27 protein-coding genes are annotated in these 26,997 nt (G+C 69.0%); 4 read left to right on the top strand and 23 right to left on the bottom strand.

Features of this window, described 5'->3' with window-relative positions:
- Positions 1-3: 3 nt before the first annotated feature.
- From FB473_RS01095 to dacB, 18 genes are all read right to left on the bottom strand, one after another.
- Positions 4-693 carry a hypothetical protein gene (locus tag FB473_RS01095; RefSeq protein WP_167164042.1) on the bottom strand — a complete coding sequence of 230 codons (690 nt, stop codon included), beginning with the start codon at positions 691-693 and terminating at the stop codon, positions 4-6.
- Positions 694-831: 138 nt separating this feature from the next.
- Positions 832-1,707 (bottom strand): lytic transglycosylase domain-containing protein, encoded by an 876-nt coding sequence (locus FB473_RS17580; RefSeq protein ID WP_208390390.1) that lies wholly within the window; start codon positions 1,705-1,707, stop codon positions 832-834.
- Positions 1,704-3,608 carry a protein kinase domain-containing protein gene (locus tag FB473_RS01085; RefSeq protein WP_167164040.1) on the bottom strand — a complete coding sequence of 635 codons (1,905 nt, stop codon included), beginning with the start codon at positions 3,606-3,608 and terminating at the stop codon, positions 1,704-1,706. The genes FB473_RS17580 and FB473_RS01085 overlap by 4 nt, the downstream gene beginning before the upstream one ends.
- Positions 3,609-3,817: 209 nt before the next feature.
- On the bottom strand, positions 3,818-6,343 hold the full coding sequence (locus FB473_RS01080; protein WP_167164038.1) for an ATP-dependent Clp protease ATP-binding subunit: 2,526 nt from the start codon (positions 6,341-6,343) through the stop codon (positions 3,818-3,820).
- Positions 6,344-6,515: 172 nt separating this feature from the next.
- Positions 6,516-6,836: a histone-like nucleoid-structuring protein Lsr2 gene (locus tag FB473_RS01075; RefSeq protein WP_167164036.1), complete on the bottom strand. Its 321-nt coding sequence runs from the start codon at positions 6,834-6,836 to the stop codon at positions 6,516-6,518.
- A gap of 118 nt (positions 6,837-6,954) precedes the next feature.
- Positions 6,955-7,509, bottom strand: a complete 555-nt coding sequence (gene folK / locus FB473_RS01070; protein ID WP_167164034.1) for a 2-amino-4-hydroxy-6-hydroxymethyldihydropteridine diphosphokinase — start codon at positions 7,507-7,509, stop codon at positions 6,955-6,957.
- Positions 7,502-7,870, bottom strand: a complete 369-nt coding sequence (folB, locus tag FB473_RS01065; RefSeq protein WP_243863444.1) for a dihydroneopterin aldolase — start codon at positions 7,868-7,870, stop codon at positions 7,502-7,504. The genes folK and folB overlap by 8 nt, the downstream gene beginning before the upstream one ends.
- Positions 7,871-7,920: 50 nt before the next feature.
- The gene (folP, locus tag FB473_RS01060) at positions 7,921-8,748 is read right to left on the bottom strand and encodes a dihydropteroate synthase (protein WP_243863443.1); all 828 of its coding nucleotides are present in this window, start codon (positions 8,746-8,748) and stop codon (positions 7,921-7,923) included.
- Entirely contained in the window at positions 8,745-9,398 is a 654-nt protein-coding gene (gene folE, locus FB473_RS01055) for a GTP cyclohydrolase I FolE (RefSeq protein ID WP_167164032.1), read from the bottom strand. The genes folP and folE overlap by 4 nt, the downstream gene beginning before the upstream one ends.
- Positions 9,399-9,495: 97 nt before the next feature.
- Entirely contained in the window at positions 9,496-10,530 is a 1,035-nt protein-coding gene (locus FB473_RS17575; protein WP_208390389.1) for an LppU/SCO3897 family protein, read from the bottom strand.
- Positions 10,531-10,733: 203 nt separating this feature from the next.
- Positions 10,734-11,744, bottom strand: coding sequence for a hypothetical protein (locus FB473_RS01045; protein ID WP_167164030.1), 1,011 nt, complete (start codon positions 11,742-11,744; stop codon positions 10,734-10,736).
- A 118-nt stretch (positions 11,745-11,862) separates the two neighbouring features.
- Positions 11,863-12,879, bottom strand: a complete 1,017-nt coding sequence (locus FB473_RS01040; RefSeq protein ID WP_167164028.1) for a hypothetical protein — start codon at positions 12,877-12,879, stop codon at positions 11,863-11,865.
- An 83-nt stretch (positions 12,880-12,962) separates the two neighbouring features.
- Positions 12,963-13,955, bottom strand: a complete 993-nt coding sequence (locus tag FB473_RS01035; protein ID WP_167164026.1) for a hypothetical protein — start codon at positions 13,953-13,955, stop codon at positions 12,963-12,965.
- A complete protein-coding gene (locus FB473_RS01030; RefSeq protein WP_167164024.1) occupies positions 13,952-14,716 on the bottom strand; it encodes a hypothetical protein in 765 nt (254 codons plus the stop codon). Before FB473_RS01030 ends, FB473_RS01035 begins: the two co-directional genes overlap by 4 nt.
- 104 nt (positions 14,717-14,820) lie before the next feature.
- Entirely contained in the window at positions 14,821-15,372 is a 552-nt protein-coding gene (hpt, locus tag FB473_RS01025) for a hypoxanthine phosphoribosyltransferase (RefSeq protein ID WP_167164022.1), read from the bottom strand.
- A gap of 9 nt (positions 15,373-15,381) precedes the next feature.
- Positions 15,382-16,374, bottom strand: coding sequence for a tRNA lysidine(34) synthetase TilS (gene tilS / locus FB473_RS01020; RefSeq protein ID WP_167164020.1), 993 nt, complete (start codon positions 16,372-16,374; stop codon positions 15,382-15,384).
- Complete coding sequence (locus FB473_RS01015; protein ID WP_167164018.1) at positions 16,361-17,419, bottom strand: zinc-dependent metalloprotease; 1,059 nt, start codon at positions 17,417-17,419, stop codon at positions 16,361-16,363. The genes tilS and FB473_RS01015 overlap by 14 nt, the downstream gene beginning before the upstream one ends.
- 107 nt (positions 17,420-17,526) lie before the next feature.
- Complete coding sequence (dacB, locus tag FB473_RS01010; RefSeq protein WP_167164016.1) at positions 17,527-18,954, bottom strand: D-alanyl-D-alanine carboxypeptidase/D-alanyl-D-alanine endopeptidase; 1,428 nt, start codon at positions 18,952-18,954, stop codon at positions 17,527-17,529.
- Positions 18,955-19,015: 61 nt separating this feature from the next.
- Here dacB and FB473_RS01005 point away from each other — a divergent pair, with 61 nt between their 5' ends.
- Positions 19,016-19,573 (top strand): inorganic diphosphatase, encoded by a 558-nt coding sequence (locus FB473_RS01005; RefSeq protein WP_376837325.1) that lies wholly within the window; start codon positions 19,016-19,018, stop codon positions 19,571-19,573.
- Positions 19,574-19,596: 23 nt separating this feature from the next.
- On the opposite strand, the gene FB473_RS01000 is transcribed toward FB473_RS01005, so the two are convergent.
- The 4 genes from FB473_RS01000 to FB473_RS00985 form a co-directional block, all read right to left on the bottom strand.
- Positions 19,597-19,875 (bottom strand): hypothetical protein, encoded by a 279-nt coding sequence (locus tag FB473_RS01000; protein ID WP_167164013.1) that lies wholly within the window; start codon positions 19,873-19,875, stop codon positions 19,597-19,599.
- Positions 19,851-20,450 (bottom strand): NifU family protein, encoded by a 600-nt coding sequence (locus FB473_RS00995; protein ID WP_167164011.1) that lies wholly within the window; start codon positions 20,448-20,450, stop codon positions 19,851-19,853. Before FB473_RS00995 ends, FB473_RS01000 begins: the two co-directional genes overlap by 25 nt.
- Positions 20,450-22,324, bottom strand: coding sequence for a ferrous iron transporter B (gene feoB, locus FB473_RS00990; RefSeq protein ID WP_341770125.1), 1,875 nt, complete (start codon positions 22,322-22,324; stop codon positions 20,450-20,452). The genes FB473_RS00995 and feoB overlap by 1 nt, the downstream gene beginning before the upstream one ends.
- Positions 22,325-22,386: 62 nt before the next feature.
- Complete coding sequence (locus FB473_RS00985) at positions 22,387-22,692, bottom strand: FeoA family protein (RefSeq protein WP_167164007.1); 306 nt, start codon at positions 22,690-22,692, stop codon at positions 22,387-22,389.
- A gap of 195 nt (positions 22,693-22,887) precedes the next feature.
- Between FB473_RS00985 and FB473_RS00980 the strand changes: the two genes are divergently transcribed.
- Both FB473_RS00980 and FB473_RS00975 read left to right on the top strand, forming a co-directional pair.
- Positions 22,888-23,916 carry a site-specific DNA-methyltransferase gene (locus FB473_RS00980; RefSeq protein WP_167164005.1) on the top strand — a complete coding sequence of 343 codons (1,029 nt, stop codon included), beginning with the start codon at positions 22,888-22,890 and terminating at the stop codon, positions 23,914-23,916.
- On the top strand, positions 23,913-24,440 hold the full coding sequence (locus FB473_RS00975; RefSeq protein WP_167164003.1) for a SixA phosphatase family protein: 528 nt from the start codon (positions 23,913-23,915) through the stop codon (positions 24,438-24,440). The genes FB473_RS00980 and FB473_RS00975 overlap by 4 nt, the downstream gene beginning before the upstream one ends.
- Here FB473_RS00975 and FB473_RS00970 read toward each other — a convergent pair.
- Positions 24,419-25,759 carry a hypothetical protein gene (locus tag FB473_RS00970; RefSeq protein WP_167164001.1) on the bottom strand — a complete coding sequence of 447 codons (1,341 nt, stop codon included), beginning with the start codon at positions 25,757-25,759 and terminating at the stop codon, positions 24,419-24,421. The genes FB473_RS00975 and FB473_RS00970 overlap by 22 nt on opposite strands.
- A 127-nt stretch (positions 25,760-25,886) precedes the next feature.
- On the opposite strand from FB473_RS00970, the gene FB473_RS00965 reads away from it, so the two are divergent.
- A complete protein-coding gene (locus FB473_RS00965; RefSeq protein ID WP_167163999.1) occupies positions 25,887-26,891 on the top strand; it encodes a hypothetical protein in 1,005 nt (334 codons plus the stop codon).
- Positions 26,892-26,997: the final 106 nt, after the last annotated feature.

Raw genomic sequence — 26,997 nt, 5'->3', positions numbered from 1 at the left:
CGGCTACGACTCCCCCGGCGTCGACGAGGGGGATGCGTCCACGGGAACGAGGACGACCAGCCTCACGTGAGCCCCGTCTGGATAGCAGGTCTGCAGAAGCACCGTGGCGACCAGCCCGGCGGTGGCCTCGGCGGCATCCTGGCCGGGACGCGCGTCTCGGCTTCCCGCCACCACGTATCGACCGTCGAGCCCCTGCCCGGCCAGATCGACCCGGTCCCCGGTGAGCAGATCGAGCACCACGCTCCCGCCGCAGTAGTCGTGCGCGGCGACGATCGGCGCGACCGCGCCGAGGTCCATACGCACCCACTGACAACGATCGATCTCCGCCTGGTAACCGGTCGCGCCGACCTCGATCCGAAGTTCACGCGGTACCGCCGGGCCGGTGGCCATTCCGCTGCCCGCCTGTGACTGCGTCGGGTTCGGTGCCTCCGAGACCTCCAGCGACGGCAGGGGCTGCGACTCGTTCGCCGGGTCCACCGATCCAGCAGACCCGGTGGACGGCGGCAACTCGTCCGATTCGCCCGGCTGCGCCGACCCGGTCGGGCTGTCCCCGGCCTGGCCCGGCACGGCCGGGGCAGCCGATGGAGGTGCCGTGATCCCGCCGGGCGGCCCGGTCGGCGCGGGAACCGCACCCGAAGCCATACCGGGCAGCACCCCCGCGAACGCCGCCAGCGCGACGACACCGGCCAACATACCGAGGGTTCTGGCGGCCCGGCTACGCCGTTCGTGGGCATGCACGGCGCGGAACGCGTCAGCCTGCGAACCTCCGGGGGAGTCCGCCCACAGCACGGCGGAGTCGGACGACCGGCTCCGAGACGCCCGGGCCACCGGTCAGCCCGCCTGCCGCGCGTACTGGTTCGCGGTGGCCGCGACCTCGTTCGCGTACTCGTCCGACTGGTTGTACGACAGCACCGCGGCTCGCCATCCCTGTGACGTGGTCATGGGTCCCGACGCGCACAGGTACCGGGCGGCAGCCAGTGCCGCGTCGTCGATCTGGTTGGGATCGGCCACTCCGTCACCGTTGCCGTCGGCGCCCCACCTCGCCCAGGTGCTCGGAATGAACTGCATCGGGCCCACCGCACGGTCCCAGTCCGCATCGGCGTCCCACACACCGCCGTCGGTGTCGGGGATCGCCGCCACCCCTTCGCCGTTCAGCACCGGCCCCACGATCGCCCGGGTCGGGTAGCCGTCGTCGCGCAGCACGGCACCCCCGTGCCTGCCGTGATCCGACTCGATCGAGCCGATTCCCGCCAGCGTGTTCCACCCGAGGCCGCAGCCGGGATTCTCCCGGTCGACCAGCAGATCGGCCGCGGCGTACGCCTCCATGGCGCGCCAGGGTATTCCCGCCGCTCCGGCGACCCGGTCCACCCAGTCGGGGTCCGGGCGCACCGACCGCAGGGCCTGATCCGAGCCGGTCTCCTGCCCCGTGCCGGTCTCCTGCCCCGAGCCGGACGACTGGGCCGGGTCCACACCGGCTTGGGCGGTCGGCCACTGCGCTCCGACGACGGGCGGTGCCGCCTCCACGACCGCGGGCTCCGAGTCACCGATCTGCAGCCGCGCCGCGTTGATCCCGAACACCGTGGCGATCGCCACGGTGACCACGCCCACCACCACGGTCGCTCCGAAGGCGACCGATCCGCCCCGCGCGTACTCCCCCTCGGGGTAGCGGCCCTCGGGGTAGTAGCCCTCGTCCACAGGCTCGCTCATGCGTCCCCCAATCGCGGGCTCGGCGTGTTCGTGGGCGTGGTCGTCGGGGTGACGATCTGCGTGGCTATCGTCAGCGTCACCGTCACGCCCACCCGCAGCGCCTCCCCGCTAGCCGGACGCGTCCGTGTGACCAGCGAGGACGCCGACGCGTAGGCGGGATCGCGGGCCACCTGGAAACCTGCCGACTCCACCAGCGCCGACGCGGTCGCCGCGTCCAGTCCGACGACGTCGGGCACCGAGTTCGACCCCGAGGCGACCACCACGTCGATCACGCTCCCCGGCGCCACCGGCGTCCCCGCGGCCGGGCTCTGGGACAGCACCCGATCCGCCTGCTCGGGCGAGTCGATCCGTTCGACCGCACCGAGCGCCAGACCGGCCTGACCCAACGCCGCCTGAGCATCGGCCAGGGTGCCCCACAGCGGCGGGACGGCCACCTGCTCGACCGGCGTCTGGCTCGGGGTCTGGGTGGGGGTCGTCGGCGGAGGCTCGACTGGCGAATCGGCCGGTTCCGTGGGCACCGCCTCACTGGTCGGTCCCGACGGTTCCGCGGATGGGCTGTCCACGGTCGGCGGGACCACCTGCGTGTCCCAGGAGCCCGACGTCGTCGACCACACCAACCCCACTCCGAGGAACGCCACGACCAGGAAGACGATCACGGCCACGATTCCGCCGGACGACGACCCCCCGGACGAAGGATCGGCGACCGAGCCGAGGTCGGCGTCCACCGGGTCCAGATAGTCCAACGACGGGGTCTCCACCTGCTGGGGAATCACCCTCGTCACCGACGGCTCAGCCGGCGCCGCCGGTGCATGCGGGGCGACGACCGCCGTCACAGCCTCGCTCGGCGCCACCTCGGCCGACGCGGCGCCGTCCGGGGACGCCTCGCTCAGCGGGGTGTCGCCCGCCGCGGCCGGGCCCGCGAGGCCCTCGTTCAGCGCCGCCGGCCCGAGCATCCCCGCACCCGGGGCGAGGCCCGGCTCACCCGATGCAGGCCCTCGGGTGGCCGCGACGAGGGCTGCGCGGAACGCGTCCGCGTCACGGAACCTGCGCACAGGTGTCTTCGCCATCGCGAGCGTCACGACGCGGTCGAGCGGACGGGCGGCGGGTGCCAGCGCCGATGGAACCGGTGGCGGCGCGTTCACGTGGGCGGCCATGGCCTCCTGGCCGGTCGCGCGGGGGAACGGCGGACTCCCGGTCACCGCGAAATACAGACACCCGCCCGCCTGGTACAGGTCGGACGCGGCACGAACCGGGAAACCCTGTGCCAGCTCCGGCGACATGTAGAAGGGGTTGCCTGCGACGAGCCCGTCGCCCGATTGGATCGAGCCGGTGAACAGCATGCCCGCGCCGCGCGTGTCGTGGCCGCTCGCGTCGGCCAGACCGAAGTCCAGCAGCCGGGCCGTCGTCGGCGTGATGGCTTCGCCTGCGGCGACATCGGTCAGGACGATGTTGCGCGGCGACACGTCGCGATGCACGATCCCGGCGGCATGCGCGGCCCCGAGCCCCGCCAGCACGCCATCGAACAGCCGGATCGCATCGTCCACGCCCATCGGCCCACGCGTGGAGACCCACTCGGCCAGGCTCGGCCCTCGCACCAGGTCCATCGCGATCCACGGCTGCAGCACGCCCCCGGCGTCGTGCAGCCCCGATCCCCGCACGCGCACGATGTTCGGGTGGACGAGCCCATGGACGCGACCCGCCTCACGCAGGAAGGCCTCCCTCGCCGAGTCGTCGGCGCACAGATGCGCGTGCAGGATCTTGACCGCGGCCTCGGTGTCGTCACGCAGATCGCGGACCTCGTACACCGAAGCCGAACCGCCCACGCCGAGCAGTTCGCCCAGCAGGAACCGCCCGCCCAGCACAAGCCCCTGGGCGGATGGTCCCTCGTCCACGTCGCTCATCGCGGCAGCCGTCGCCGTCCGCTCGCTCGTGGCTCGGTCGTTCCCTGTGGCCTGGGCATCACGACAAACCAGCTTTATGGCCGGGGGCTGCGAAACGCCAGTCCCGGCGCGGCGAACTCTCGGTGAACTCTGAGGGGCTCTCCCGGGCACACAAACGGGTGGGACCCCTGAAGGGCCCCACCCGTTTGGAGGGTATCGATGCGGGACGATCAGCCCTGCTGCTCACCGACCTCCGCGAACGGAGGGACGTCGGGCAGGTCCGACTTGGGCGTCCCCGTGAAGGTGAACGCGTCGGACGATGTCTCGGTCGCGTCCTTGGCTGCGTCCACCAGCACGATGGAGCCGGGGAGCAGATTGCCGAACAGGATCTGCTCGGCCACCGGATCCTCGATGTCGCGCTGGATCGCGCGGCGCAACGGCCGGGCGCCGAGAACCGGGTCGTACCCGCGCTTGGCGATCAGGGCCTTGGCCGCGGGCGTGAGCTCGATGCCCATGTCACGATCGGCCAGACGGTGCTCGATCTCCGCAACCATCAGGTCGACGATGTGCTCGATGTCGGCCGGCGTCAGCTGGTGGAAGACGATCGTCTCGTCCACGCGGTTGAGGAACTCGGGGCGGAAGTGCTGCTTCAGTTCCTCGTTCACCTTCGACTTCATCGACTCGTAGCTGGTCTCGGCATCGCCCGCACGGGAGAACCCGAGCGAGACGCCCTTCGAGATGTCGCGGCTGCCGAGGTTGGTCGTCATGACGATGACCGTGTTCTTGAAGTCGACCACGCGGCCCTGGGCGTCGGTCAGACGGCCCTCGTCCAGGATCTGCAGCAACGAGTTGAAGATGTCGGGGTGCGCCTTCTCGATCTCGTCGAACAGGATGACGCTGAACGGCTTGCGGCGCACCTTCTCGGTGAGCTGGCCGCCCTCTTCGTATCCGACGTAGCCGGGCGGGCTGCCGAACATCCGCGACGCGGTGTGCTTCTCGGAGTACTCGGACATGTCGAGCGTGATGAGCGCGTCCTCGTCCCCGAACAGGAACTCGGCCAGTGCCTTGGTGAGCTCGGTCTTGCCGACGCCCGAGGGGCCGGCGAAGATGAACGAACCGGACGGGCGCTTCGGGTCCTTCAACCCGGCACGCGTGCGGCGGATCGACCGTGCGAGGGCCTTGACGGCCTCCTCCTGGCCGACGTAGCGCTTGTGCAGCTCGTCCTCCATGCGCAGCAGCCGCGTCGACTCCTCCTCGGTCAGCCGCGCGACGGGCACGCCGGTGGAACTGGCGAGCACCTCGGCGATCTGCTCCTCACCGACCACGGCCGGGGTGTCGGAGTCGCCCTCCTTCCAGGCCTTCTCGCGCTCGGCGCGGGCGGTCAGCAGGCGCTTCTCCTGGTCGCGGAGCCCCGCGGCACGCTCGAAGTCCTGCGAGTCGATCGCCGCCTCCTTCTCGATGCGGACGCCGGCGATCTTCTCGTCGAACTCGCGCAGGTCGGGCGGGGCGGTCATCCGCTGGATGCGCATGCGGGCGCCGGCCTCGTCGATCAGGTCGATCGCCTTGTCGGGCAGGAAACGATCCTGCACGTAGCGATCAGCCATGTTGGCCGCGGCGGTCAGTGCCTCGTCGGTGATGGTGACGCGGTGGTGAGCCTCGTAGCGGTCGCGCAGACCCTTGAGGATGTCGATCGTCATGGCGATCGACGGCTCGGCGACCTGGATCGGCTGGAACCGGCGCTCCAGAGCGGCGTCCTTCTCGATGTACTTGCGGTACTCCTCGAGGGTCGTCGCCCCGATGGTCTGCAGTTCGCCACGGGCCAGCATCGGCTTCAGGATGGACGCCGCGTCGATCGCGCCCTCGGCGGCACCCGCACCCACCAGGGTGTGGATCTCGTCGATGAACAGCATGATGTCGCCGCGGTTCTTGATCTCCTTCAGCACCTTCTTCAGGCGTTCCTCGAAGTCGCCGCGGTAGCGGGAGCCCGCCACCAGCGCACCGAGATCGAGGGTGTAGATCTGCTTGTCGCGCAGGGTCTCAGGCACGTCGCCACGGACGATGCGCTGAGCGAGGCCCTCGACGATGGCGGTCTTGCCGACGCCGGGCTCCCCGATCAGGACCGGGTTGTTCTTCGTCCGGCGGGAGAGCACCGTCATGACGCGCTCGATCTCGGTCTGCCGCCCGATCACCGGGTCGAGCCGGTTCTCGCGAGCGGCCTGGGTCAGATTGCGGCCGAACTGGTCGAGCACCGTGGCCGCACCGCGGGACGATTCCATCTCAGGGGCTCCTGACGTGATCGGCTGGCCCTCCTGGTTGCCCTGGTAGCCGCTCAGCAGCTGCAGGACGGTGTTGCGGACGCGATTGAGGTCGGCGCCCAGCTTGATGAGCACCTGCGCCGCGACGCCCTCACCCTCACGGATGAGACCGAGCAGGATGTGCTCCGTGCCGATGTAGCTGTGGTTCATCTGGAGCGCCTCGCGCAGCGAGAGCTCCAGGACCTTCTTGGCCCGCGGCGTGAAGGGGATGTGCCCCGTCGGCTGCGACTGGCCGTGACCGATGATCTCCTCGACCTGCTCGCGTACAGCCTCCAGTGATATCCCCATCTGCTCAAGGGCCTTTGCGGCGACACCCTCACCCTCGTGGATGAGGCCGAGCAGAATGTGTTCCGTGCCGATGTAGTTGTGGTTGAGCATCTTGGCCTCGTCCTGGGCCAAGACCACCACCCGGCGCGCCCGATCAGTGAAACGCTCGAACATTCGACTCCTCAAGTTGGCTCGGATGAGCCTCAGGGTGCCCCGCAGTTGGACTCTGCCGGACTTACGACAAGTCTAGTAACCCACCCCGAGGAGCGGTTGTTCCGGGCGTTCGCTGGTGGCTGATGGTCGGGGCCGGGCGCTCGCCCCGGAGGACGGCGCCCAGACCCTGATCTCAGGCGTGGGCGCGCTCGTAAGCCGCCCGGATATTGGCAGGGACGCGACCGCGTGCGCTGACGTCGAATCCGTTGTCTGCCGCCCAGGCCCTGATCTGCGTCGCCGTGGGCGCCTTGGTGGACGCTGCCGCGCGGGCCCGACGTCCGCCATTGCGGCGAGCCGAACCGATATAGCCCGCCAGTCCCTCACGCAGTCGGGCTGCATTCGCGCTTGAAAGATCGATCTCATAGTTGACACCGTCGAGTGAGAAACGAACCGTCTCGTCGGCGGCGGTCTGGTCGAGATCGTCTACAAGAATGTACTCGACACGCTGAGCCATGAATTTCCTCCCGTCTTTGCAATCAAGCCATTTCGTCGATTGCGAAACCATTGTGCCGCAAAGAAGGCTTTCCGCAAAGCCGAACAGTGCATGATTGCCAATGATTTTTTCGGGTCTCTCACGGTTTCATGATTCGTGCATCATCCAGTCGGCGAACACCAGAGGTGTCCATGGTGGCCACGAGATCGTCCACACGTCCCTGCGGAAGACTTGCCCGCGGATCGATGTCGAGCCACGGGACGAGGACGAAAGCGCGTTCGTGTGCACGCGGATGAGGCAACTTCAATGCCTCCGTGTCACTGGTGCGCTGCCCGACCACGATGAGGTCGATATCCAGTGTGCGGGGCCCGCCGGGATTTCCTGGATCGCGATAGCGGCCGTATGCCTGCTCGATGGCATTCGCACGTTCCAGCAGCGTCGTCGGTTCGAGAGTGGAGTCGGCGATCAGCACGGCGTTGTAGAAATCAGGCTGGTCGACATTGCCGACAGGCTTGGTCAGATAGACCGGCGATACGTCGACGACGATCAGGTTCGGGGTTTCTGCGAGCCGATCGACAGCGGCCTGCAGGATGTCCACGGAATCTCCCTGGTTGGAGCCCAGGCTGAACACAACCTGGTTCAGGGGCTTGAGATTGCCGAGGGTATCGACGTCGATGGGGAATGCGTCACTCATGATTGCTCCTCGAAATAGTCACCGACACGTCCCTGAAATCAGCTGCGATCGGGGCTGCGGGCTTGTGCACAGTCACCTCGACAGTCCTGATTCGTGAATCCTCGAGCACCCGATCGGCGATCATCGCCGCCAGGGTCTCGATCAGGTCGACGGGACGACCCTCGACGATGCCCACCACTTCGGTGGCCAACGCCGAATAGTCGACGGTCTGCCCGAGATCGTCGTCAACGGGCATCGGCACCTCCACCGACACGTCCACGACGAACGGCTGCCCCTGCTCGCGCTCACTGGGAAGCACACCGTGCCGCCCTATCGCCTCGAGCCCCAATAGTCTGATGGTGCCCATTGTCCCGTCGCCCATGTGGCGAGGCTACCCGCCCCGGGGACGACCACATCGGCGGCGGGGTCGATTCACAGCCCCCTGGCCCGTTTGAGGCGCTCCACAACGGCAATCGCGTCCCGCTGCGCCCGAACCTCATGGGTTCTGACCGCCCACACGCCGTTCTGTGCGCACACCACCGAGACGGCTGCGGTGGCTGCGTCGCGACCCAGGGGCTCGCGTCCGCCCAGCACTCCGCCCAGGAATCGCTTGCGGGACGCCCCCACCAGCACCCGGTGCCCCAGGGAGACGAACTCGTCCAGGTGCGCGAGGATGAGCCAGTCGTGCTCGGCGGCCTTCGCGAAGCCCAGCCCGGGATCGATGACGACCCGGCCCGGGTCGATCCCGGCGTCCGCACAGGCCCGGGCGCGCGCCGTGAGTTCAACCAGTACCTCGGCGACGACATCCTGATAGGTCGCCAAGCGGTTCATCACCGCCCCGTGCCCCCGCCAGTGTTGGCAGATGTAGTCGACCCCGCTGCTCGCGACCAACGAGAGCATCCCGGGATCGGCCAACCCGCCCGACACGTCGTTGACGATGGTCGCCCCGGCGTCGATGGCCTGCCTGGCCACCTCGGCCCGCATCGTGTCGATGCTGAGCGGCACGGTGCCCGCGAGGTCGCGGACCACGCTCAGCACCCGGCGGAGTTCTTCGTCCTGGGAGGGACGCGTGGCGCCCGGGCGCGTCGACTCGCCTCCGATGTCGAGCATGTCGGCGCCCTGGTTCAACAGCTCGTGGCCGTGCGCCACGGCGTCATGATGGCTGAACCAGCGTCCCCCGTCGGAGAACGAGTCGGGCGTGACGTTGACCACGCCCATCACGAGCATCCTGCCGGTGTTTTCGGCAGCGTCCGTCGTCATGGGCGTGAGGCGATCAGACTCATCGCCTCCGCGCGGGTGGCCGGATTGCGCAGTTGCCCACGGACCGCCGAGGTGACGGTCCTGCTGCCCGGCTTACGGACACCCCTCATCGTCATGCACAGATGCTCGCACTCGATCACGACCAGCACCCCACGGGCACCCAGGTACTCGACGAGCGCGTCTGCGACCTCGGTGGTCAGACGTTCCTGCACCTGGGGGCGCTTGGCGTAGACGTCCACCAACCTGGCTATCTTGCTCAGCCCGGTCACGCGTCCCGAGGGCGGCGGGATGTAGGCCACATGGGCCACCCCCTGGAAAGGAAGCAGATGGTGCTCGCAGAAGCTCTGCACGGAGATGTCGCGAATGATGACCATCTCGTCGTGCGACATGTCGAAGGTCGTCTCGAGCAGCGTCCGTCCGTCCTTGCCGAGGCCCGCGAACAACTCGCCGCAAGCCCGTGCCACGCGACGGGGCGTGTTGCGAAGCCCGTCACGATCCGGATCCTCACCGATACCGATGAGGAACTCGCGTACCGCGGCCTCGATGCGATCGGGGTCGTAGCCGGACGGCGGATCGAAGCCTGGCCTGTCGTCCGACTGCTCCTCTTCCGATCCGGCCGCTTCCAGGCCGGGCCGTTCCGATTCGAGCATGAGTTCCTTCCCCTCGCGACCGTTGAGCCTCCGTCCATCCTAGGGACGCACCGCGCATCGGCGCGGGAACGCGGTGCTCAGGCTCGCTGACCGCGTGTCACGACACCTCGACGACGCAGTAGACCCTGCCGGGGGCAGGCTCCGGCACGATGTAGTTGTAGTCGGCCTCCGGGTAGGGGCATGTCGACGAGTCGGTGCCGGCAAGGACGCCGCCGATCTTGAAGGCCGCGTTCGCGTCGGTGCATGCGACGTCCACGAAATACTCGGTGTCGTCATAGGCGTAGCAATGGGCGTCCTCGAACACAGGTCCCACGCACAGCGTCAGGACGCGGCCGTTGCCGAACAGGCTCGGCTGGTAGTACGTCGCGTAGTCGCCCGCCGAGCATGTCTCGGTGCCGTCGGTGATGAGACCCACCTGGAACTTGAACTGTCCCGACGAGCCGCAGTCGACGACGCGATGGTCGACATCGATGTCGCCGTTGGCATCCGTGGTCGCCCCGGGCACCTCGACGAATTGGATGCACTGACCGACCTCGAGTTCGTCGATGGCCGTGCCGCCTGAGGTGGGCTCGGTGGTGGTCTGGGTGTCGGTGGCCGAAGTCGTCTCCGTGCCGGTGGTCGAGGAGGAGTCGGCGGTGGGGGAATCACCGGCGCGCGTGAATCCCCAGATGACACCGGCGATCACGGCAACGGCGACGATCAGGATCGCGATCAGCGGCCCTTTCCCCTTCTTGCTGGGGGGAGGCGTCTGCCCGTTGTACGGGGTGCTGAACTGCGCGGCGGCCGGGTTGTATCCGGCCGCGGGCTGGGCGCCATAGGGCCCTGGCTGCTGCCCGTACTGGCCCGACTGCCCATATTGACCGGATTGACCGTACTGACCTGCTTGAGCTCCGTACTGACCCGGTTGACCGGCCTGCTGCCCGTACTGCCCCGTCTGCCCGCCGTAGGGCCCCGGCTGCTGCCCGTAGGGACCGGACTGACCCTGTTGCCCGGGTTGCTGCCCGTACTGCCCCGGCTGAGCACCATAGCCCGGCTGAGCACCGTACTGCCCCGGCTGCTGGCCGTACTGGCCCGGCTGCTGGCCCTGGCCGTCTTGGCCCGGCGAATAGGGGTCGTGATTCTGGTTCGACATGGCTCCCTTTCTCCTACTGTTTCGGCCCTACGGCCAGTCGTCACCGATGCCTGACACTCAGGCTAGCCTCGGCTTTCCTCATCTTCGCCGTCCGACGACACGATTCCCGGCGCGCATGACCGGACGTCTGCCGTCCCGACCGACCTGGCGCACGTGCGGACGCCACCGGCCGAGGGCAATGCGGCGTCGACGCCCCGGCCGCGTCAGCTCGCGGCAATCGTGGTCTCCCAGCCATCGTCCCCCGGATCATTGGGACTCGCCCGAACAATCAGCATGCGACCGTCCGAACTGAAGAAATGCAGACCCGACATGTCCTCGGTCGCAAACCCGGCCTCATTCATCGCCGACCACACACCAGCCAGCCCAGCCGGATCGAACGACGCCAGATCAAACACCGTGAGCGACGAATCCGGCGGATAATCCGCCACCCCACACGAAGAGATGACCGGCACGGCCACCTCACCGGTATCGGTGTACGAACTGGTCACCGACAGAGTCGGCGTGCACTCCATGTCATCGATCGGCATACCAGTCACCAGAGTCGACACGTTGTTGTTCCCTGCCTCCAGCACAGGTGTGCCCTGCACCACATCGAGCACCGATGTCGTCCCATACACACGCCGGACCACATCCACCAGACTCGCGACACCCTCAGCGCTGGTCGGGTCATAGACGTCCGGCACCGTCTCACCGTCCAACGTGGCCGTCCCGGGAACGTACTGGTCCAACCCGTTCTTGCGGCACCGGGCCCAGCGTGCTGTCGCGCCGGAGGGAACCGTGGACACGTAGACCGTCGCGTCATCGCACTCGCTCTCGGTCTCGTGCAACTCGCGCGCGGAGGCAACCATGCCCTCGACATCAAGCTCGTCGACCGGAACCCCGGGACCAGCGAACGAGAAGGCCGAGTCCGGCTCACTCGACACCCCGTCGCTGCCCACGCGCCAGTTCACGGTCTCGCCACCGATCTGCGTATAGACCACGGCAGACTCCCACAGCGCATCCGCCCCACTGGGATCGGGCGATACGTTCACCCAGACCTGACCGACCGTCGAGGCCCCTGTCGCCGCCACGATCGCCTGCACCTGTGCCACCGCACCGTCCGGAGACGTCGTCTCCGGCGAATCCGCCGAATCAGGCACCACATCACAACCGGCCAGCAGCAGCACCGGCATCAGGCACAACGACACGACAGCAACCGCCCGACGACAACCCATAGCATCACCTCGTCCTCACGAAACCCAACTACGCGATCTCACGCACGCAGGCGCGAGCAGTTCGCATCGTCCCCATAGTTGCCATTCGACGCCGCCGACCCTCATGGCCCCGACGGCGTCAACTCGCGGCAATCGTGGTCTCCCAGCCCTCGTCCCCCGGATCATTGGGACTCGTCCGAACAATCAGCATGCGACCGTCCGAACTGAAGAAATGCAAACCCGACATGTCCTCGGTCGCAAACCCGGCCTCATTCATCGCCGACCACACACCAGCCAGCCCAGCCGGATCGAACGACCCCAGATCAAACGCCACCAAGCCCTTATCCGGCGGATAGTCCGCCACCCCACACGAAGGGCTCACCGGCACCACCACCTCACCGGTATCCGAATACGAACTGGTCACCGAAAACACCGGCGTGCACTCCATGTCATCGATCGGCATACCAGTCACCAGAATCGACACATTGTTCTCCCCGGCCCCCAACACAGGTGTGCCCTGCACCATGTCGAGCACCGACGTCGTCCCATACACACGCCGGACCACATCCACCAGACTCGCGACACCCTCAGCGCTCGCAGGATCGAAAACATCGGGCACGACCTCACCGTCCAACGTGGCCGTCCCAGGCACATACTGCGACAGCCCCCCATCACTGCACGAAGCCCAACGCGCCACCGCACCAGAAGGAACCGACGACAACTCCACCGTCGCCTCATCACACCCATCAACGGTCTCCCGCAGTTCCCGCGCGGAGGCAACCATGCCCTCGACATCGAGCGCATCGACCGGAACCCCGGGACCCGCGAACGTTCGCACCGACTCCGGCTCACTCGACACGCCATCACTGTCCGCCGACCACACCGCGATCTCGTTGCCAGTGCCTGTGTAAACCTGCAAGAACTCGTACAGGCCGTTCTCGTACATCGGATCGGCCGACACCGAGAGCAACACCCCGGCTACCACCGAAACCCCCGCTTCGGCCACGATCGCCTCAACATCAGCCACCGCATCATCCGCAGGCAACAAAGGCTCCTGCGAATTCCCTCCATCGGGCACAAGCAGCCCGCACCCAGCCAACAGCACCGAAATCATCAGGCCCGACAACACGATCGAGACCGGCTGACCACGTTTCATGACACATCCTGTTCTCAGGGAACCAGCCTCGCGAGCATGCCCGCGTCCCGCGGTCACGCGCACAGCCGCGTCTTTCCCGACCGCTATCCGAGATCCACAGAATCGCCGGCTTCCATCGCCACACCGGTGCGCAGGCTGAAGTCGCGCTCCTGCACCTCGGTGAGCACGGGCTGCTCCTCGGCCTGTTGCCCGCCATCCCCGATTCCGGGCCATTGCCCGCCGATCGCGGCCGACACGTCGCTGACGGTCGCCGCCAGGTCGATCGACAGGAAGACCGAGGGCCACACCCAGGTCTGCCGTGCGCCGTTGTCGAGCCATGTCTTGAGCGTCGTGAGTGTCTCCCGCGCGGTCAGCGTCCCGTGGTACAACTGCCCGCTGCTGCTCTGTGCGACACTGATCGCCCCGTGGATCGCGATGAACTGTTCGCTGCCCATCAGCGTGGCCTTCGCCGACGCGTAGATGGCCCCTTGAAGCGTCGCCACCCCGGCGGTCACCGTCTTGTTGTTCGCGGCCAGACCCTGGAGCCCTTCGAGGGCACGCAGCTGCGGTTCGACAGCGGCCGCATAGCTGGCGCTGCTCACAGCAGCCTGCCATGACGGCGACGTCCCGTAGGTGTTGATCTCCTCACGGAGCGCAGCCGTGTCCTGGCTGATCGTGTTCCACCGGTCGGACAATCGATCGAACGTGGTCGGCGTGTCGCGGCCGATCCTGTAATCGCTGCTCAGGATTCCATCGATCTCCACGAGCAGCCCCGCGACAGACGCGTCCGCGGTGTGGCCTGCGGTAGCGGCTTCACCTGTCTCCTCCGAGAACTCACGCTGCGCAGCCTTCCTGCGCGCCAGGACGATCCCCGACACGATCACTGCCCCGGACGCCAGCGGGTTCGGGACCCCCGCCGCGACCCGGGCCACGTCGTAGATCCTCTGAGCCGTGGACACGCCCGCTGCGAGCTTGGCGGCCTGCTCGCGCATGTAGGCCTGCGCAGCGTCCTCATCTCGTTTCCGCACCGCGTCGACGGTGTCCCGCAGGGCTTCCCATGCGGCCCAGACGCCGGGCCAGGTCGCTGTGGTGCTCATCGGTTCTCCTCCGCCATCACGGCCGCCACTTCCTCAGGGCTGGCCTGCCGCACGCCGGCGATCCCACGTGCTGCGGCCTGCTCTATCCGTCTGCTTATCGAGAACAGCTCATCGGTTATGTGTGCCCGCTCACCCGCGCGGATCACCGGAGGGACGAATCCGCCCCGTGCGTCCCGGTGGGCCTCGATGACCGCCCGGCACACGACGGCGGTGGACGCGTCCTTCAGCCACTTCGGGTCGAACGCGACAGAGTCGAGGGTGCCGGCCACGGTGAGGCGCAGGCGCACCCTGCCGTCTTCGGCGCTTCCCTCGCATCCCTGGCCCTCGACGACCGGATAGCCCTCGCCGGTCTCGTCGAGTTGCTTGAGGCGTTCGGCCAGTTCGGCCATCCGGGAGTTGCATTCGGCAACCAGTTCGCGGGACAGCAGCTCGTCGGACGGGGGAAGCCGGGGGTCGGGAGGGCTCGCGGCATCCGATCCGAGCAGGATGTTGATCTGCATGAAGACGTCGGCGAACATCGCCTCGAGCGGGACGCGCTGAACCTGGTCACGCCAGTAGCGGGCCAACTGCACACGCTCCGGATTGCCGTCGACATCGGTCCAGACGCGGACCGTTCCGGTCTCGTCGTGGAAACCCGTCTCGAGACTCCACGCGATGTCGTCGTCCGGCTCCTGACCGTCGACGACGTCGACCACCTCGACCTCCGCGAACACGGGCGGGGCGGTCGGGTCGAGCTCGTCGTGGGGCGACGGATCCGGCATGGCGACTCCTCGGCAATCTGTGGGCCCACTTTCTCATGGGCCAGGGTCATGCGAGTGAGTACCCGGACCGACCGGCGACGACGCGCGGAGCGCCGTGATCGTCCCTATTTGTAGACGTGCGGTGCCAGCGTCGCGACATCGCGGAGGTTGCGGTACCGGCCCGCGAAGTCGAGCCCGTAACCGACGACGAACTCGTTGGGAATGTCGAAACCGACGTAGCGGACGTCGACGCTGGTCGTCAGCGCGTCGGGCTTGCGGAACATGGTGAGGATCTCGAGGCTGGCGGGCTCGCGCGACTTGAGGTTCTGCACGAGGTAGCTGAGGGTGAGGCCGGTGTCGACGATGTCCTCCACGATGAGGACGTCGCGCTGGGAGATGTCTGTGGTGAGGTCCTTGAGGATACGGACGACGCCGGAACTCCTCGTCCCCGACCCGTAGGACGAGATGGCCATCCAGTCGACCGTGCAGTGCGACTTCATCGCACGCATGAGATCGGACATCACCATCATGGCGCCGTTGAGGACGCCCACCATGAGCAGATCGCGTCCCGCGTAGTCCGTGTCGACCTGCTGCGCGAGCTCACCCACCCGGGTCGCGACCTCGTCCGAGGTCTTCAGCACGTGTTCGAGGTCCTGCGAGATATCCGCTGCATCCACAGGCACACCTTACCCATCATCCCGAGGTCCCTGCCGCAGCACCCCACGCTCCCGGACGATCCGGATCCCGCCCGGCAGATCGACCCCCGCCTGTCCGTGCCAGTCGGTGACCAGTGCCCGCACCGCGCGGACATGGCCGAAGGACGGCTCGGGAACGCCCAGACCGATGAGCCAGCGGCGCAGCACACGGCCGCCGATGGCCTCGGGCAGCCCGCTCAGGGACGGCACCGGCAACTCCTGCGGCGTACCGTCGCGCGAGCCGACGACACGCGCCGCCACGGCGTCGAGCTCGTCGGCGTCCGCCCTGGCCAGTTCGGCGGTCCGGGCGAGCGCCTCGGCGACACCCGGCCCCAGCTCCGCCTCCAGCACGGGCATCACCCGTTCCCGCACGCGGACGCGGGCGAAGCGGCATTCCAGGTTCTGCGGATCATGCCAGGCGGGCAGACCCCACTCCGCGCAGGCATCCGCGGTGGTGGCGCGCCGCAGCCCGAGCAGGGGCCGGACGAGCAGGGCGCCGGACGCCAGGGCGACGCCGGGGGCCATACCCGCCAAGGACCGCGTCCCCGATCCCCTCGCCAGCCCCAGGAGCACGGTCTCGGCCTGATCGTCCAGCGTATGACCCAGCAGGACGACGTCCCCGTCCACCAGACCGGTGGACAGCGCCGCGTACCGGGCGGTGCGCGCGGCGGCCTCGAGGCCCGCCGGGTCGGCACGATCGACGGTGACGGCGGCGACGCGCGTGGGCAGCCCGAGATCGTCCAGGCGCCGGGCGACATCGTCGGCCACCCGGGCCGAGCCGGCCTGCAAGCCATGGTCGACGGTCAGTGCCTCGGCCCGCAAGGCCAACGAGGCATCCCTGCCCGCGAGGTGCGCGACCGCCGCGGCGAGCGCCAGCGAATCCGGGCCGCCCGAGCAGGCCACCCGTACGCGGCCGGAGCGCGTCCACGGCTCGACCGCCTGGACGACGGCCAGGCCGGCCGGGCCGAGCTCACGCCTGGCCATCGCCGGCCGCCGTGGACGCCCTCGGGTGGACGCGCGCCAGCCATTGCTCGGGGTGCAACAGTTCGGGAAGGGACGGCAGACGCGACGCCGAGGAGAACGCACTGTTCAGCCCCTCCACCCCGACCGCGTCGATGACCCGCCGGCAGAACTCGGCACCGTCGGAGTACTGGGCCAGTTTGGCGTCGAGCCCCAGCAGCCGGTTGATCAGGCCCGTGATGCCGCCCTGGGAACGCCGCTGGTCGAAACGAGCACGAATGGTGCGCACCGTGGGGATCACCGAGGGACCCGCACGGTCCATCATGACGTCGGCGTGCCCTTCCACGAGCGACATCACCGCGGTCATGTCGTCCATCGCCGCGACGGTCTGCGAGGACGACACCGCGTCCATCACGCGCAGGCTGAAGGGGCGGCCTTCCTCACGATCGCGGCGGATGCCCGCGAGGCGGGAGGCCAGCTCGTTCCAGAACGGCTCCGACTCGGCCTCGGCCAGGACGACCCGCCGGACGAGCCCCACCACGTGGTCACGCAGCCAGGGTGCGTTGGCGAACTGCACCCGATGGGTCTGCTCGTGCAGGACGACCCACATGCGGAAATCACGCGGCACGACGCCGAGATGGCGTTCGACGGCCAGGATCGTCGGCGCCGACAACATGAGCACGGGCCGGGGGGCGAACGGGTCGTACTGGCCCAGCACCCGCGAGCCGAGCACCGCCAGAGCCGCGCCCACGGTCGCCCCGCGCCCCCGGCCGGCTATCCGTTCGAGGGTTCCCGGTCTGTCCCCCTGGTCGAGTTCGGCGAGCATGGCCCGCCCGGTGCGGACGTTGGCGCGCACGAGGGTGCGCCTGTCGACGACCAGCTCCGAAGCATCGCTCGTCTCCGGCAGTCCCGAGACCCGCGCGATGACGCGGGTCGCACGGGACGCGTCCCTCCTGAGCTCGGCCACCACCGCGTCCATCTCGCCGCGTTCGGCCTTCGGCCCCGGCGGCACCAGGGCGGCACCCACTCGTTCGGCGGCGTCCCAGTCGATCCACGGCAGCGCTCCCATGCCCACAGCCTACGCAGCGCCCATGGCGCGGGGCCTTCCCGGTCGGGCCGCGGAGCCGGCGAGCGGGAAGGCGTCCGGGACGGGGAACGGTCACGTCCGGCCGGGGCTCAGGCGGCGCAGTCGCAGTCGGCCAGGGCGGAGGCCACGTGATCGAGCCAGGGACGAGCGTCCTGATCACTCGGTATGCCGTTTCCTATGAACGCGAAGGCCACGAGCCCGCCGTCGCTCGTCGGGGTGTATCCGGCCAGCGACGCCACCTGATCGAGGGTGCCGGTCTTCGCGCGCACGATGCCCCGCCCGGCGGTGCTCTGGTCGTCGGTGAACCGGTTGACGAGCGTGCCGGTGGCGCACCCGACGGGCAGGGCGGCCAGGATGTCGGCGAGATCGTCGCGGGACGCCGCGAGCTGCAGCGCACTCACCAGCGCCTGCGTGGTGAGCCGGTCGTTCGCCGACAGCCCCGAACCGTCGACGATCACCTGGCCCTCGCGCCACAGGCCGAGTTCCTCCAACGAGGCCACGAGTGCGCTCGCTCCGCCGTCGAAGCTCCCCGCTTCACCTGCGGCGAGCGCGACCTGGCGCAGCAGCACCTCGGCGATGTAGTTGTCCGAGTGCGTCAGCATCTCCTGGACGAGGAGCGACAGCGGCGCCGAGGCCACCTGCGCCAGTTGTTCCCCGCCGGCCGCCGATGCGGGCACCGGATCACCGTCGACCTCGATCCCCGCGGCGCGCAACTGGTCCGCGAACACCTCGGCGGCCGCCGACGACGGGGAGTCGAGGCCGGGCGAGGACGCGCCCTCGTCCACCACGAGCGCCGTCACGGGTGCGATGAACTCCCGGTCGTCCTCGGGCCAGTCGGTGTGCCAGGTGTCGCCGGTGAACAGCGAGTCGTCGTAGCCGAGGGTCACCTGCGCCACGCCCTGGGCCTTCAGGGCGTCGGCGGTCGCCTGTGCGAGCTGCTGGGTCGAAGGAAGATCGATCGTCGAGGAACTGGCGTAGCTGGTGGGCGTCGACGACAGCAGCGGGTCGCCACCGCCCTCGAGCACGATCATGCCGGTCTGTGTGCTCACCACGGTGGTCGCGAACGTGTGCTGGGGCCCCAACGCGTCCAGCACCGCGACCGCGGTCATGATCTTGAGCGTGGACGCGGGGATGAGCGGCTGGGTGGCCGACAGGTCGTAGTCGAGGTCGCCGCCGGCGAGGTCGGCTACGGCGCCCGAGTAGTCCCCGGACAGTTCGGGGGGATTCGCGGCCATCGCCTGCTGGACGTCGCTCGCGCTCGCGGACGTGTATGCGGGCTCGGCAGCCGTACCCGCGACCCCGGCGCCGAGACGTTCGGGCTCGGGCTGCAGGCGCTCGACGATCTCGGGAGCGATCGTGGACGACCCCCCGTCCACCAGCCACCCCTGCTGCCGGGCCAGCGGCCCCGACGCGGCGAGGACTCCGGCGGCGAGCAGGGCAACCGCACACCCCCAGGCGGCCCATCCCGCCCGCAGGCGCCACCGTCCGATAGGGCGCCTCGGCGCACGAGATTCCACTCGTCCCCTCCCAAGCGGATAGCCTGTTGTGTCAGTAGTTCACATCCTAAGGACGGTTCCTGTGATCGACGACTTCCGCAAGGTCGAGGACGCCCCGAATGCGGGCATCACATTCGACATGACAGTGGAGATCCCCCGCGGCACGAAGAACAAGTACGAGATGGATCACAACACCGGTCGCATCCGCCTGGACCGCACGCTGTTCACCTCCACTCAATACCCGTACGACTACGGGTTCATCGAGGGCACCCTCGGTGAGGACGGTGACCCGCTCGATGCGATGGTGATCGTGGCCGAGCCCACCTTCCCCGGCTGTCTCATCGAGTGCCGCGCGGTGGCCATGTTCCAGATGCAGGACGAGATGGGCGGCGACGACAAGGTGCTGTGCATCCCGACCGCCGACACGCGTCGCAACCATCTGGACGACCTCGACAAGATCCCGCAGTACATGCTGCTGGAGATCGAGCACTTCTTCACGGTCTACAAGGACCTGGAGCCCGGCAAGAGCGTCGAGGGCGCCTCCTGGGTCGGGCGCGAGGCGGCCGAGCAGGAGATCCGCGCGTCCGTCGAGCGCGCCAAGGGCACCCCGTACGAGCACCACAAGGTCGACCTGCAGTAGGCGGCGGCGTCCCTTCGACAAGCTCAGGGACCGGGTGGGGGCGCCCGCAGAGCCCGTCCGAAGCGCCCGTTGAGCCTGTCGAAACGCCCGTTGAGCCCGTCGAAACGCCCGTTGAGCCTGTCGAAACGACTCTCTGCCCTGTCGAAACGCCCGTTGAGCCTGTCGAAACGCCCGTTGAGCCCGTCGAAACGCCCGTTGAGCCCGCCGAAACGCCCGTTGAGCCTGTCGAAACGAGCCCCTGCCCTGTCGAAACGCCCGTTGAGCTTGTCGAAACGACTCAGCGGCGCAGGAGCCGCGGCCACCGGACGACGCGACCGGCGAGCCCGCCGTCCAGCCCGGTGGCATTGACCGTGACGGGATGCCCCATACGCTGCCCGATCACCGTCTGGATGCGACCGTGGATCGTCAGGCCGGCCGCGGGGCAGTGGACGCAGGTCCCTTCCAGCTTCACGTTCACGACGTCGCGTGCCGCGTCCGTCAGTGTGATGTGCCCGCCGTGCGAGGCGATCCAGGGGCCGAGCGCACGTTCGACGACATCCCGGGAGACCAGGGTGAGCACCTCGTCGTCCGCGGGTTCGATGCGCCACTGGGCAGGCACCCGCGCGGCGTCCGCGATCGCGTCGCGGACGATGGGCCCGCGCTCGGGCCAGCGTGGTTCGCCCAGCCACGTCCACAGGACGCCGGGCTCGACCACGGCGCGGACGATCACCCGCCTGCGCAGCAGCCCGCCCAGCACGCCTGGTGCGTCCAGGAGGCGACCGGAGGCGAGCCGACCGTCCGCCATCACCCAGCGCATCGCGAACTCGTCGCCCGGTACCGACTCGGCGTGCAACGCGACCACGGTGCCCGCGCCCTGCTCGGCGTCCAGCGCTGTCATCAGCCGACCGCCGCCTCCACGACCAGTTTGACGACCAACGCGCTCACCCAGGCCAGTGCCGTCAGGTAGACGAAGGCGATCACCGGCCACTTCCAGCCGCCGGACTCCTGCTTCAGCACCGCGATCGTCGAGGTGCACTGCAACGCGAAGGCGAAGTAGACCAGCAGTGCGGCCGCCACCCCCGGCGTGAACAGTTTCTGCCCCGCGTGGGGGCCGGAGATCCAGGTCATCTCCTGGAGGGCCGAACCCGGGTCGTCCGGGTTGTCGGCCGAGACCATCTGACCCATCGTCGCCACGAACGTCTCGCGCGCACCCATGGCACTCAGGAGGCCGACGGTGATACGCCAGTCGAAGCCCAGCGGTTCGAAGACCGGCTGGATGGTCTTACCGACGGCCGCCGCCGCGGAGTTGTCGATCTGGTACTCGGCCACCGCGACCTCGTCGGTGGGATCGACACCGGCGGTCGCGAGATCCTGGTCGGAGGCGACCGGAAGGCTCAGCAACGCCCAGATGGCGATGGTCAGGACGAGGATGATGCGCCCGACCCGCATCACGAAGTGCGCGCAGGCGTCCCAGACGGCGTGCCCGATGTCGGACAGCCGGGGCGCCTGGTAGGAGGGCATCTCCATGTAGAACGGCAGCGCCGGGCCCTTGCCGCGCAGCACGTACTTGAACACCCACGCCGCCCCCATGGCGCTCACCGCGCCGAGCAGGTACATCGCGAACATCACGAGGCCCTGGAGGCCCAGGGGACCCAGGCGCGCATCGGAGGGGACGAGCATCGCGATCAGCATGGTGTAGACCGGCAGCCGGGCCGAACAGGTCATGAGCGGGGCGGTCATCATCGTCGCGATCCGGTCACGCGCCGAGGGCAGCGACCGGGTGGCCATGATGCCGGGCACCGCACAGGCCACGGACGACAGCATCGCGACGAAGGCACGGCCCTCCAGGCCGGCCCGTCCCATGACGCGGTCCATGAGGAACGCCACCCGCGACATGTAGCCGCTGCTCTCGAGCACCGCGATCATCGCGAACAGCAACGCGATCTGCGGGAGGAAGACGAGCACGCTGCCCACGCCCCCGATGATCCCGTCGGCGAGCAGACCGGAGAGCCAGCCGACGGTGACGTACTCGTCGACGAGTGTCGCGAGCCATCCGAAGAGGGTCTCTATCCAACCCTGGATGGGCGCGGCCACGGTGAAGATCACCTGGAAGAAGACGACCATCGCGACGAGGAAGATGACGGTGCCCCACACGGGGTGCAGGAGCACGGAGTCGATGCGGCGGGTGCGGGCGTCCACCTGCGGGATGCGGAAACCGGCCGCGGTGAGCACGGAGTCGACCCAGCCGGTGACCTGCGCCGGGTCGGTGGGAGCGGGGACGGCGGGGACACGCCAGCAGCAGGGATCGTCCAACTGCGCGATCAGATCGTGCAACTGGTTGCGGTTGCCCGCCGTGACCGGCACCACCTGGTTGCCGACCGCGTCCGACAGCGCGGCGAGGTCGATGCCTCCGCCACGGCGAGCCAACTCGTCGGTGAAGGTCAGCACGACGAGCGTCGGCAGACCGGTCTGCTGCACCTGGGCGAGCAGGCCGAGCGAACGGCGCAGCGAGGTGGCGTCGAGGACGACGACCACGCCGTCGGGCGACTCGCCCTCGTGGCCCTCGATCACCCTCGCGACGATCTGCTCGTCCGGGCTGATGGGATCGAGGGAATAGGTGCCCGGCAGGTCCTCGACGACGACGCGCTGGTCGCCGACTGCCACGGAGCCCACGGACCGGGAGACCGTGACGCCGGGATAGTTGGCCACCTTCGCGGACAGGCCTGTCAGAGCGTTGAACAGGGTCGACTTGCCGGCGTTGGGGTTGCCCACCAGCGCGATCCTGCGGGCACCCACCTCGACGACGGCGGTTCCACCGCCGTGATGGTGGGCGCTCATGCCACCCGTACCACGACGAGATCGGCCTCCGACCGGCGCAGCAGCATGTCGCTGTTGCCGACACGGAACATGAGGGGGTCGCCGAGGGGTGCCCGGCGGATGAGTTCCACCTCGACGCCCTTGGCGAACCCCAGGTCGAACAGTCGTCGACTCACGGTCATGTCGTCGACGCCCTGGAAGCCGGCCACCGTGCCGCACTGGCCGCGCCCGAGCTGACCCATCGCCACACAATCGCCCTGCGCGTCGCAGGACTCGACCACGTCAAGGCAGCGGTCGCACAAGCGGTCAACAACAGTGCTCATGTCGTTGAGGGTAGCAATGCCTAATCTGCCATGGACGGGGGGTACCCCATTTGGTCAGTGCGCGTCCTCCCGCGGGGCGCGAGGGGCCAGGACCAGCACGGCTATCGCGGCTCCGTAGCAGACCAGGGCAACCTTGAGGAGGGTCTTGTTTCCCACGTCCACAGGGTAACCGACGGTGCGTGCCAGGATGGACGCGTGCCCGCCTACCTGACGCTGCTCGCCTCGTCCGCCAACCGCGTCTACCAGCACAGCGCTCCGGCGCTCGCCGCCGCGGAGCTGGCCGTCACCGCCCCCTGGGCCTCCGGGATCCGCGCGAGCGACCTGTGCGGGGCCGGCGCCGTGCGCTTCGACGCCGACGATCTGGACGAGCTCGCCCTGGCCGCCCAGTCGTCCGGCCTGGTCACCTTCGAGCTCGTGGGCGACCTCCTGCGCCCGGTCGGGCTCCCGAGCATCGAGGCGATGGACGACGACCTGCTGACGATTCCCAAGTACCAGGGCAAGACCAACGAGTCGTTCACCCGCCTGCTGCTGCACGTCACCTTGTCGCAGGTGTCACGGCCTGGCCCGCTGGACGTCCTGGACCCACTGGCCGGACGCGGTACCACGCTGCTGGCGGCCTGGGTGGCCGGCCACAACGGGTACGGCGTCGAGGCCGACGACAAGGCCGTGGACGCCCTGGCCGCGTTCATCAAGACGTACCTGCGCACCAAGCGCCTCAAGCACTCGGCCGGTGTGACGCCGGTCCGACGGGAGGGGCGGACGGTGGGACGCCGCCTCGACGCCGAGGTACGCCTCGCCGAGCCGACCCACGACCGGCCGGCGCACCCCGGCCTGCCCACGCTGCGGCTCACGGTCTTCACGGGCGACACCCGCACCTCGGCGGAGCTCTACGGCAAGAGGCAGTTCGACGCGATCGTGACCGATGCCCCCTACGGCGTCGTCCACGGCGCGCGGCGCGGCTCGGAGTCGTCGCGCTCGGCCGCCGCACTGCTGGCGGAGGCCGTACCCGTGTGGGCACGCCAACTCCGGCCGGGCGGAGCCATGGGCATCTCGTGGAACACACTCTCGCTCGGGCGTGCCGATCTCGTCGGGATGCTGGCGGACGCGGGACTCGAGGTGCGCGACGAGGAGCCCTGGCGCGCCTTCGGGCATCGCGTCGACCAGGCGATCGTCCGCGATCTGGTGGTGGCCGTTCGGCCGCTGCAGGTACCGTCGGGGGTATGAACAGGACGCTGGTGCTCATGCGCCACGCCAAGGCACTCGCGCACAGTGCGCTGGGTGATCGGGGCCGCGAGCTCGCCCCCCGCGGCTGGCAGGAGGCCCAGCAGGCCGGGCGGGAGCTGGCCGGTCACGGGATCCAATCCGTGCTGTGCTCGGCATCGGCCCGGACGCGCCAGACGGTCGAGGCACTCGGGCTGCGGGTTCCCGGAGACGGCCCCGTTCCCGTCGAGTACCTGGACGATCTGTACCTGGGCACGGCCGACGCCATCCGCCGACGGATCGGGGAGGTCGACGACGACATCACAGGCCTGCTGGTGGTCGGGCACTCCCCCGGCATCCCGACGGTCGCGGCCGACCTCGCCTGGGCGTCGAAACCCCAGGACGCCGACACCATCCAGCGATGGTTCCCGACGGCGTCCTACTCACAGTTCCGGATCGACGGCCCCTGGGCCGGGCTACGGGACTCGGACGAGGGGGTCCGCCTGACCGCGATCGGACGTCCGGGTCAGACCACGATCCAGACGTAGACGCCGTCCACGCCGTCGAGCCCGGTGCAGGTGATGCCCCGGTCGGCCACGCATTCGAGCTTGTAGGTGCGGTTGGACGAGGTGCTGAACGCCTCGACCTCGGCCGAGCCGGTCATGGTCGTGTCGACCTCGGCGGCGACCGCGCCGGCCAGCACGCACGACGTCTGCGGCCCGGCCCACACACCCGGGTCGCACTCCTTGGCCCCGGCGAGCATCGAGGGGGTGCCTCGCACCGGTGAGGCGGTGGTCGTCGTCCCGGCCGTGGACGAGTCGTCGGAGGTCGTCGCCGACCCGGACGATTCCTCGACCGCGACGGTCGCGGTGTCCGACGGCGTGGGCGTGTCCTCCACGATCACGAACGCGTCCATGGTGAGCAGGCGCCCCATCAGGGTCACGAGCAGCACCACCGTGGCCACCAGGACCACGGTGAACCCCAGAACCTTGGCGGTCGGCCTGGCGGTGATGCCGAACAGCTGCCTGGCCTGCTCACGCGGGCTGGCCGTGCGGTCCACCCGCGGCCCACGCCCCAGCTCACTGACGCCGTAGTCGTCCCACAGGCTCAGGTCGTCCCCGGCGTCCCCGCGCCCGGTGCGGGGCAGTTCGGAGGTGAGCACGGTGCCTATGGCCGCCTCGTCCTCGCCGGTGGTCGATCCGGCCCCGGGGCCGGGCACCATGCCCGGACGACGCACCGCGCCGAGGTCGTCGGCCGACGGTCCGTCCGCGCTCACGGCCGCCACGGCGGCGGCGCGTCGTCGTGCGAGTTCCCGGCGCGCGTCGCCCGCGCGGCGGCCGAGGTCGAGCGCACGGGCCTTGGCGCCCGTCCACCAGCCGGGTCCTGTGACCGCCGGCCCCGTTTCCCCGGCGCTACCGGCCACAGCCGTCACCGGCGGGGCGTCGAAGGCAGGAGGCGAGTCCACCACCGCCGGGGAAGGAGCCGATGGCACGGTCGGGGGTACCTCGTCCTCGGACTCGGTGGACGTGTCGTCCGAAGCCGCCGCTTCCGGCGTGGGCAGACCGGGGGCAGGGAGGTCCGGTGTGGGAACAGTTGGTTCGGTGACCTCCGGTGACGAGGTCTCGTCCGGGGCGAGGACGGCGTCCGCCACGGCATCGCCACCGGTGGCCTGCACGGCCATGGACCCTCCCAGGAGGTCGACGGGCCTGCCGTCCACCCCTCGCGGGATGCTGCGCGGATCAGTGAGGCGCACCGAGCCGGGGGCGGTCAGATCGGCCCCGCAGTCCCGGCAGGTGCGATCGTGAGTCCCCACCGGCGCCCAGCAGTGTGCGCAGAACATGTCGTCAGCCCCCTTACCCCGCTGCACCAGTTTTACTGTTCACGGCCATACTTGGAGGAAGGCGCGTGATGCTCCCGCCATTTTGTCCGGGTCGGTATGCCGGTGGGTGCGCACGCTCCCGCCGATATCCGTCAGGGCCGAGCAGGAGGTCACGTTGAGCATCCCCCCCTCCCCGGCCGACGGCCCCAAGGCTAGCGCGCGGAGTCGCGCGGCCCGCGTCCGGTCGAGGCTGAGATGGTGGTGGCACGCGCCCATCGGCCTGCTCGTGATCGGCATCGTCATCATCCTGATAACCACGATCGCGTTCGGGGCCACCCGTCCCGATACGGGTAACCCGCCGGCTCCCACCAGCCAGAGCCCGCGAGCCGAGGTTCCCACCCTGCACAGCCCGCTCGCCTCGCCGCCCGCGCTCTCGGCGGCCCCCGCCCTGCCCGAACTCGACGAGGAGATCGCCCGCATCGAGGAGAAGTACGACGTGCTGCTGGGCATCACCCTCAACCAGGCGACGAACCCGTACACGCGCCAGCAGGAGACCTGGTACGGCGGCACCCTGCGTGGTGGCGAGGCGTTCGAGACCATCGACGTGCCCATCGCCCTGGCGGTGCTCAACGAGCCGAACCAGCCCCAGCAACTCGACTACATGTTCACCCGGGCGCTCGCCGACAACTCGCAAGCGGGCGACGAGGCCCTGTGGGCCTACCTCGGCACCGCCGACGAGGCGGCCTCGAAGACGACCCAGGCGCTCCGCGCGTACGGCGACTTCCACACCACAGTGGACGCCTCGTCGGAGCAGGAGCAGACCCCGCCCTACGACACCACCTGGTCACTCGAGGACCAGTCGCTCCTCATGGGCGTGCTCACCTGCAAGTACGCCGACACCTACAAGGCGCTCAGCAAGCTCAACGACCAGTCGGACGACCCCTGGGGGCTCCAGACCCTCCCGCTGACCTACTCCCGGGGCGCATGGGGCCAGACGGCCAACGGCGACCTGCTCGTCCGCCAGTTCGGCCTGATCCGGTTGTCGGACGGCACCCAGGTGGGAATCGCCATGGCGGCTTCCAGCACCTCGGACGATTCATCCGCCGGTCAGGCCGCGATCACCGAACTTGCCAACTCCGTTCGTCGTCTGGCAACGGGTTTCGACAGCCCGCAGTGCTGATCGATCAGGTCTGGTGATCCGACAGTTTCCAATCTGTAACACAGCTGTAATATTCGGTAGAAATCGCTTACATTCCCGTAACACACGCACAACCTTGTTGCAATCC

Source organism: Brooklawnia cerclae, from assembly GCF_011758645.1.
Lineage (GTDB): Bacteria > Actinomycetota > Actinomycetes > Propionibacteriales > Propionibacteriaceae > Brooklawnia > Brooklawnia cerclae.
The sequence above is the reverse complement of the archived record's forward strand: the minus strand, read 5'-3'. Positions and strand labels throughout refer to the sequence as shown.